At 65.5% G+C, this 7290-nt stretch carries 5 protein-coding genes; 4 read left to right on the top strand and 1 reads right to left on the bottom strand.

Annotated elements, in window-relative coordinates:
* Window positions 1–679 precede the first annotated feature (679 nt).
* Entirely contained in the window at window positions 680–1489 is an 810-nt protein-coding gene (locus BMZ17_RS19810; RefSeq protein WP_175485689.1) for a YdcF family protein, read from the bottom strand.
* Between the two features lie 491 nt (window positions 1490–1980).
* Between BMZ17_RS19810 and BMZ17_RS19805 the strand changes: the two genes are divergently transcribed.
* The 4 genes from BMZ17_RS19805 to BMZ17_RS19790 all read left to right on the top strand — a co-directional run bounded on the left by BMZ17_RS19805 (window position 1981) and on the right by BMZ17_RS19790 (window position 7258).
* Complete coding sequence (locus BMZ17_RS19805) at window positions 1981–2868, top strand: fructose bisphosphate aldolase (protein WP_343124190.1); 888 nt, start codon at window positions 1981–1983, stop codon at window positions 2866–2868.
* 198 nt (window positions 2869–3066) lie between these two features.
* On the top strand, window positions 3067–3693 hold the full coding sequence (locus BMZ17_RS19800) for a nicotinamidase (RefSeq protein ID WP_093143873.1): 627 nt from the start codon (window positions 3067–3069) through the stop codon (window positions 3691–3693).
* A 156-nt stretch (window positions 3694–3849) separates the two neighbouring features.
* Complete coding sequence (locus BMZ17_RS19795) at window positions 3850–6072, top strand: TonB-dependent receptor (protein WP_093143870.1); 2223 nt, start codon at window positions 3850–3852, stop codon at window positions 6070–6072.
* A 178-nt stretch (window positions 6073–6250) separates the two neighbouring features.
* The gene (locus BMZ17_RS19790) at window positions 6251–7258 is read left to right on the top strand and encodes a TIGR00266 family protein (RefSeq protein ID WP_093143866.1); all 1008 of its coding nucleotides are present in this window, start codon (window positions 6251–6253) and stop codon (window positions 7256–7258) included.
* Window positions 7259–7290 lie beyond the last annotated feature (32 nt).

Below are 7290 nucleotides of genomic sequence, written 5' to 3'. Positions count from 1 at the left end.
GGTAGTGTGGCTTAAGCCATGCAAGAGTAGGTCATCGCCAGGGCCTTACCCCAGAACCCCGTAGATCGAAAGATCTGCGGGGTTCTTCTTTGCGCCGAAGAAAAGTGAAAGGCTTAGCGGGAACGTGTTGCGGATCCTCACGAAAGCCAAAAGCGTGGAGTTAATCGACTTAATCGATGCCCGCGTCGCGGACTTCCCGGAAGACAATCGGCAGAGATTTCCCGGACGCCTCTCGCTCCAAGACCTCGCGCTCTGCGAGCTTCGTTTATCAAATGCACCTGCTGTCGCTCGCGACGGAATTCCGATCGAGCTGGCACGGAACGCTCGATCGATTAATGGCCTTGGAAGGCTCAACGCGACTACGCGTTGGTCTTGAATCCTTTGAGAACAGCCTATTCCGTGTTCACGCGCAGCTGATTTCGCGAGCCGCGTGCTGACGTTGCGTATGCATTCTTGGGCAGGCGTTGCGGAGTGTGGATAAGCCTGTATCAGGCGTAAGAAAAGCACAGCGTTGAAGCCATTTCTACAGCGCGAGCCTAGGGCCTCCGTCGGCCTGACGCTGTCGTGCTTTCCTCAGACTGCGGCAACGATGATGCTCACTGGGGCAACAGGAATGCCTGAGTCACGCGAGATCAGGCGGCAACACGCATTGAACGTGCTCGCATCAGCAAGGAATCAGTCAACGCGCGGTCGGCAATGTCACCGGACGCTCTCGCATCGAAGAGGCATCTGGCGCAGGCTCCGAGTTCACCGGCGGTTCGTTCTTTCCGAGCCAGTTGTACCAGTGGTAGCGGGCGATCCCGAGCCATTCGACCGTGGCGAGATCGCCGATCAGCAGGTTGTAGCTGTTGGGCAGCCAGGAGGAGAACGGCGCGGTGTAGTCGCTGCGCGCGGGCGCGGGCTGCAGGCCGAAATGGGCGAAGTAGAGCAGGCTGCGGCGCATGTGCAGGCCGGACGTGACCAGCACCAACGGGCCGTGCGGCTTGGTGGCGAGCAAGCGTGCGGTATAGCGGGCGTTCTCCCAGGTGTTGCGCGAGGCCGTTTCATGGAGCACGGCGCTGGCGGGAACGCCGGCTTCTTCCAGCAGTGAGCCGTAGAGCTCGGCCTCGGTCTTGCCCAGGCCGGCCGGGTCGCCGCCGGAGAGCAGGATCCTGCAGCCCGTCGTGGCCTGGGCGCAGCGGTCGTAGAGCTGCACCGCGCGCAGGATGCGGCTGTAGGCGAGGGATTGCGGCTCGATACCGCCTTCATGCGGCAGCTTCTGCATGCCCATGCCAAGCACGATGATCACCGAACCGGGCTGCCAGGCGATCGGCCGCGGCGCGGGGCTGCGCTGGGTGAAATCGACGATCCAGCCGGTCAGCACGCCGTTGCCCAGCAGCCAGAACGTGACGAGCCAGCACAGCCCCAGCACGCGCGCGGGCCAGCGGCTGCGCAGGCGATAGAGCAACGCGGTCAGCAGCACGCCGAGAGCGAGAAACAGCAAGGACATCGCAGACACCTGGGCAACAGATCCCTGCATGGTTGCAGATCCGCGTGTTGAACCGCCACGCCGGCGCACGCTCATATCGGATTACGACGAGTTCGGGCGCGGCGACACGGGCGAACACTTCCGCGACTAGCTCGAAGGACTGCTTCCATCAGACTGGTCTGAGTACGGCACCACGGTTCGCGCTGTATGACGCTGACGAAGCCGGGGAAGGAGATCCCGACCGGTTCGGCTAAGGGGTGCTGCAGTGCTCGTGCGTGCGCGATGACCCAGCGCGATCGCAGGCCTGCCGAAGGATGCATTGGCGCTGCTTCAGGACATCCTTAACCTGGAAGCGGCCAGCCCCGGCGCATGGCTTGTCCCGCACCGTGGATACGCAACCTACACGCGGGTGAAGCCGATCTGAGCCGGTAACGTTTACACGGCTGCGAGGCGTGGAGGGGTTGCGTACACTCGGGCTCCCCCATTCACCACAGGACTTGCCGAACGTGTCAATCAACCAGGAACAGCGGGACAAGATTGCTTCCGGCCAGGGTTTCATCGCGGCGCTCGACCAGAGCGGCGGCAGCACGCCCAAGGCACTCAAGCTCTACGGCGTGGACGAATCGGCGTACTCGGGCGATGCGGAAATGTTTGCTCAGGTGCACCAGATGCGCGAGCGCATCGTCAGCAGCCCGGCCTTTACCGGCGCGCGCGTGCTGGGCGCGATCCTGTTCGAGCGCACGCTGGATGACAGTTTCGTCGGCCAGGAAGCGGCCCATTACCTGTGGAACACCAAGCAGGTCGTGCCGTTCCTGAAGATCGACAAGGGCCTGGAAGATGAGGCCAATGGCGTGCAGCTGCTCAAGCCGATCCCGGGCCTGGATGCGCTGCTGGCCAAGGCCAAGGCCAAGGGCGTGTTCGGTACCAAGGAGCGCTCGGTCATCAAGGCCAACAACGCCGCCGGCATCGCCGCGGTGCTGAACCAGCAGTTTGAGTTGGGCCAACAGGTGCTGGCCGCCGGCCTGGTGCCGATCATCGAGCCGGAAGTGGACATCAATTCGGCCGACAAGGCCGAGATCGAAGCGACCATGAAGGCCGGCCTGCTTGCGCGCCTGGACAAGGTGGACGCGGCCACGCCGGTGATCCTCAAGCTCACGCTGCCGAGCGTCGATGGGTTCTTCAAGGAACTGGTCGACCACCCGAGCGTGCTCAAGGTGGTGGCGCTGTCCGGCGGCTACAGCCGCGAGGACGCCAATGCCAAGCTGGCCAAGAACCCCGGCATCATCGCCAGCTTCAGCCGCGCGTTGACCGAAGGGCTGAGCGCGCAGCAGAGCGATGCGCAGTTCAACGAGACGCTCGATGCCACGATCGAGTCGATCTACCGTGCGTCGATCGCCTGATCGTTTCAGCAGTCGCATGAAGAAGGCCCCGCTCGCGCGGGGCCTTTTGTTTTGGGCGTTGCGCGCCCCTGTTTTCGTGCAGTGATGAAGACGCAGGCAGCTTACGAAGACGCGCCCGCATCGCTGTACGCGCAAAGCATCGCTTGAGGCAGCGGAATGCAGTCGCTAGGCTCCCTGCTCATTCGTAGAGAGTTGCCCATGACTGTTGCTTCCGCCGATACCGCGCTGATCGTCATCGACCTGCAGCCGGACTTCATGCCCGGCGGTGCGCTGGCCTGTTTCGAAGGCGATGCGATCGTGCCGGGCATCGCCCAGCTACTGGCCGCGCGCCATTACGGCACGGTGGTGGCCACCCAGGACTGGCATCCAGCCACGCATGCGTCCTTCGCCGCGCAGCACACCGGCCACGCGCCGTTCGAAGTGATCGACCTGCACGGCCAGCCGCAGATGCTGTGGCCCGATCACTGCGTGCAGGGCACGCCGGGCGCCGAACTCGACCCGCGCGTGGACTGGGCGCCGGCCGACCTGATCCTGCGCAAGGGCAGCCACGCGCAGGTGGATTCCTACAGCGCCTTCCGCGAGAACCACGGCCCCGACGGCGCGCGGCCCAGCACCGGCCTGGCTGGCTGGCTGCGTGGGCGCGGCATCGCCGAGGTGCACGTTTGCGGGTTGGCGCGCGATGTCTGCGTGCTGTGGACCGCGCAGGACGCGCGCGAAGAGGGCTTTCGCGTGTCGTTCCTTTGGGACCTCACTCGGCCAGTCACGCCCGAGGGCGATGCGCCGACCCGCGCGGCACTGCAGGACGCCGGGATCGTGATCGTCTAAAGGCGTGGAGGCCGGCGGGCGTTGGCCGCGCGGGCGATACGCGATGTCGGTGGATGCCGGATTTGACAATCGGCGGGCAAGAGTGTGTATTTTGCGTTAATTGTGCTGCACGCCAGCATGCGCGAACCCCCATCTCAGTCCCCCCGGAGTCCTCCCATGTCCGCCACCCGGTCGTTGCGCACCACCGCGCTCGCCATCGCCATCAATGCCGTCGTCGTCACCGGCGCCTTTGCCCAGCAGGCCTCGGTGGCCCAGCTGGATTCGGTCCAGGTCACCGCCGATCGCCGTGCCGAGGACGCCAAGGACGTGCCGGTCTCGGCCACGGTGCTGCGCCCCGAATTCCTGGACGCGATCTCCACCAGCGCTTCGGACGTGCGCGTGCTGGCCGGCAAGACCCCCAGCCTGAACGTGGAATCGTCCAACGGCCGCGTGTTCCCGCGCTTCTACATCCGCGGCTACGGCAACACCGACTTCACCACCTACGCCTCGCAGCCGGTGTCCCTGGTGTATGACGACGTGGTCTACGAGAACGCCTTCATCAAGGGCTTCCCGATGTTCGACCTGGCCAGCGTCGAAGTGCTGCGCGGCCCGCAGGGCACCCAGTTCGGCCGGAACACGCCCGGCGGCGTGGTCAAGTTCAACTCGGCCAAGCCTGTCCTGGGCGAAACCAACGGCTACGCCAGCGTCTCCTACGGCACCCACGCCACCAGCTCGGTCGAAGGCGCGCTCAACCTGCCGATGGGCACCGACTGGGCCGCGCGCATCTCGCTGCTGCAGCAGCACCGCGACGACTGGGTGACCAGCCAGGTCACCGGCCAGAAACTGGAAGGCTATGACGACTCGGCGCTGCGCCTGCAGCTGCTGTTCCAGCCGGGCGATGACTTCAGCGCGCTGTTCAACGCGCACGCACGCAAGCTCAACGGCACCGCGCGCCTGTTCCGCGCCAACATCTTCAACACCGGCAGCAACCAGCTGATCGACGGCTTCGATGAAGACAAGGCCTACATCGACGGCCACAACGCGCAGGAGCTGACCACCTACGGCGGCAGCGCCAACCTGACCTTCAGCTCCGGCGACATCACCTTCCACTCGATCACCGGCTACGAAGGCATCTCCAAGTACTACAGCCGCGGCGACATCGACGGCGGCTACGGCGCCGGCGCGTTCGTCGACCCGACCCAGCCCTACGGCCCGGGCTTCATCCCGTTCTCGGTGGAAACCGCCGGCGGCATCAAGGGCCTGGACCAGTTCACCCAGGAGCTGCGTGCCGAGTCCAACTACGCAGGCCCGCTCAACTGGCAGGGTGGCCTGTACTACTTCTACGACAACATCGAAGGCGAGTCGTACGACTACGACACCATCGGTGGTGGTGGCCTGACCGGCTACGACCTGACCAAGCAGAAGACCACCTCGTGGGCGGCCTTCGCCTCGCTCAACTACCAGGCCACCGATGCGCTGAACCTGCGCGCCGGTATCCGCTACACGCATGACCGCAAGACCTTCGACATCATCGACTGGGATCGCACCACGACCCCGCCGATCGGTGGTGAAACCAGCGGCTCCAAGGTGACCGGCGACATCGCGGCAACCTACGCCGTCAGCGATACGGTCAACCTGTACGCGCGTGCGGCCCGCGGCTACCGCGGCGCCAGCTTCGGCCCGCCGTCGACCGGCGTGCCGGTGACCGTGGCCCGTCCGGAGACCGTGGATTCGTTCGAGCTGGGCATCAAGTCCGACCTGTGGGACCGCCGTGGCCGCCTGGCCTTCGACGTCTACAGCATGGACATCAAGGACCAGCAGCTCACCGCGGTGGGCGGCGTGTCCAATTCGGTGCAGCTGATCAACGCCAAGAAGAGCGAGGCCTACGGCGCCGAGCTGGACTTCGACGTGCTGCTGACCGAGAACCTGCGCTTCGGCCTCAACGGCAGCTACAACCACACCGAGATCAAGGACCCGGGCCTGTCCACCTCGACCTGCTCGGCGTGGGTGTGCACGGTGACCGATCCGGTCGACGCCAACGGCTTTGCCAACATCAACGGCAATCCGCTGCCGCAGGCCGCCAAGTGGATCGGCAACGTCAACCTGCGCTACGGGATCCCGATGGGCGACGACGGCGAGCTGTTCGTCTACACCGACTGGTCGTATCGCAGCGAAGTGAACTTCTTCCTGTACGAGTCCAAGGAGTTCGTCGGCCAGCCGCTCTTCGAAGGCGGCCTGAAGTTGGGCTACAGCTGGAACGCCGGCAAGTACGAGGCCTCGGTGTTCTGCCGTAACTGCACCAACCAGATCCGCGCCACCGGTGCGATCGACTTCGACAACCTCACCGGCTTCATCAACGATCCGCGCATCATCGGCGCCTCGTTCCGCGCCGGCTTCTAAGCTCAAAGCAGTACGTGTTGCACGCAGCGGCCGCCTTCGGGCGGCCGTTTGCGTTGCGGGGTTTCGCATCGCTGTACCCAGGTGCGCTGGCCGCGCAGCGGCATGACCTTGGGCACGGGCGTGGTGGTCACGGTCGCGGGCTAGACTCGGCTCACTTCTCCACACAGGTGTTGCCGCCATGAGCCAGTGGTATTTCCTCACCGGCACCGAGCAGACCCGCTCGGGCCCGTTCGACACGACCGCCGCGCAGGACTTTGCGCGCCGTAACGCTGGCGCGTTGGCCTGGCGCGAAGGCCAGGCCGGTTGGCAGCCAGCGGCCTCCATCGCCGAGCTTGGGGGCAGCGCTGCGCCGTCCTACATGCCGCCACCGCCGGGTGCAGGCATGCGCGCGGACGACATCGATTTCCGCATCGTCGGCCACGACATGCAGTTCGTCGAAGTGGAGCTGGATCCGGGCGAAAGCGCGGTGGCCGAGGCGGGCGCGCTGATGTTCAAGGACTCGAGCGTGCAGATGGACACGGTGTTCGGCGACGGCCGCACCAGTGGCGCCGGCGGCGGCTTCATGGACAAGCTGCTCTCGGCCGGCAAGCGCGTGGTCACCGGCGAAAGCCTGTTCACCACCGTCTACACGCACACCGGCAGCGGCAAGGCCAAGGTGGCGTTTGCCGCGCCGTATCCAGGCACAGTGATCGCGCTGAAACTGTCCGAACACGGCGGCCGCCTGATCTGCCAGAAGGACAGCTTCCTGGCGGGCGCGCGCGGCGTGCAGCTCGGCATCGCCTTCCAGCGCAAGATCCTGACCGGCCTGTTCGGCGGCGAGGGCTTCATCATGCAGAAGCTGGAAGGCGACGGCTGGGTGTTCGTGCATGCCGGCGGCACCGTGGTCGAGCGCGAGCTGGCCGCGGGCGAACGCATCGATGTCGATACCGGCTGCGTCGTGGCCTATCACGGTGGCGTGGACATGGACATCCGCCGCGTCGCCGGCATCAAGAGCATGTTCTTCGGTGGCGAAGGCGTGTTCCTGGCGACGCTGACCGGCCCGGGCAAGGTGTGGCTGCAGTCGCTGCCGTTCTCGCGCATGGCCGGGCGCATGCTGCAGGCCGCGCCGCAGAACGGCGGTTCGCGCGGCGAAGGCTCGGTGCTGGGCGGGCTGGGCCGGATCCTGGATGGCGACAACAATTTCTGACCCGGCCTCGCAGCCGATTCCACGACAAAGCC

Source organism: Pseudoxanthomonas sp. GM95 (assembly GCF_900109775.1).
Classification (GTDB): Bacteria; Pseudomonadota; Gammaproteobacteria; order Xanthomonadales; family Xanthomonadaceae; genus Pseudoxanthomonas_A.
Note: the sequence above shows the minus strand (reverse complement) of the source record. Positions and strands in the feature narration are given on the sequence as shown.

Coding starts and splice junctions, on each gene's coding strand:
- BMZ17_RS19810 (WP_175485689.1), bottom strand. CDS start 1,489: ATGTCCTTGCTGTTTCTCGCTCTCGGCGTGCTGCTGACCGCGTTGCTC.
- BMZ17_RS19800 (WP_093143873.1), top strand. CDS start 3,067: ATGACTGTTGCTTCCGCCGATACCGCGCTGATCGTCATCGACCTGCAG.
- BMZ17_RS19795 (WP_093143870.1), top strand. CDS start 3,850: ATGTCCGCCACCCGGTCGTTGCGCACCACCGCGCTCGCCATCGCCATC.
- BMZ17_RS19790 (WP_093143866.1), top strand. CDS start 6,251: ATGAGCCAGTGGTATTTCCTCACCGGCACCGAGCAGACCCGCTCGGGC.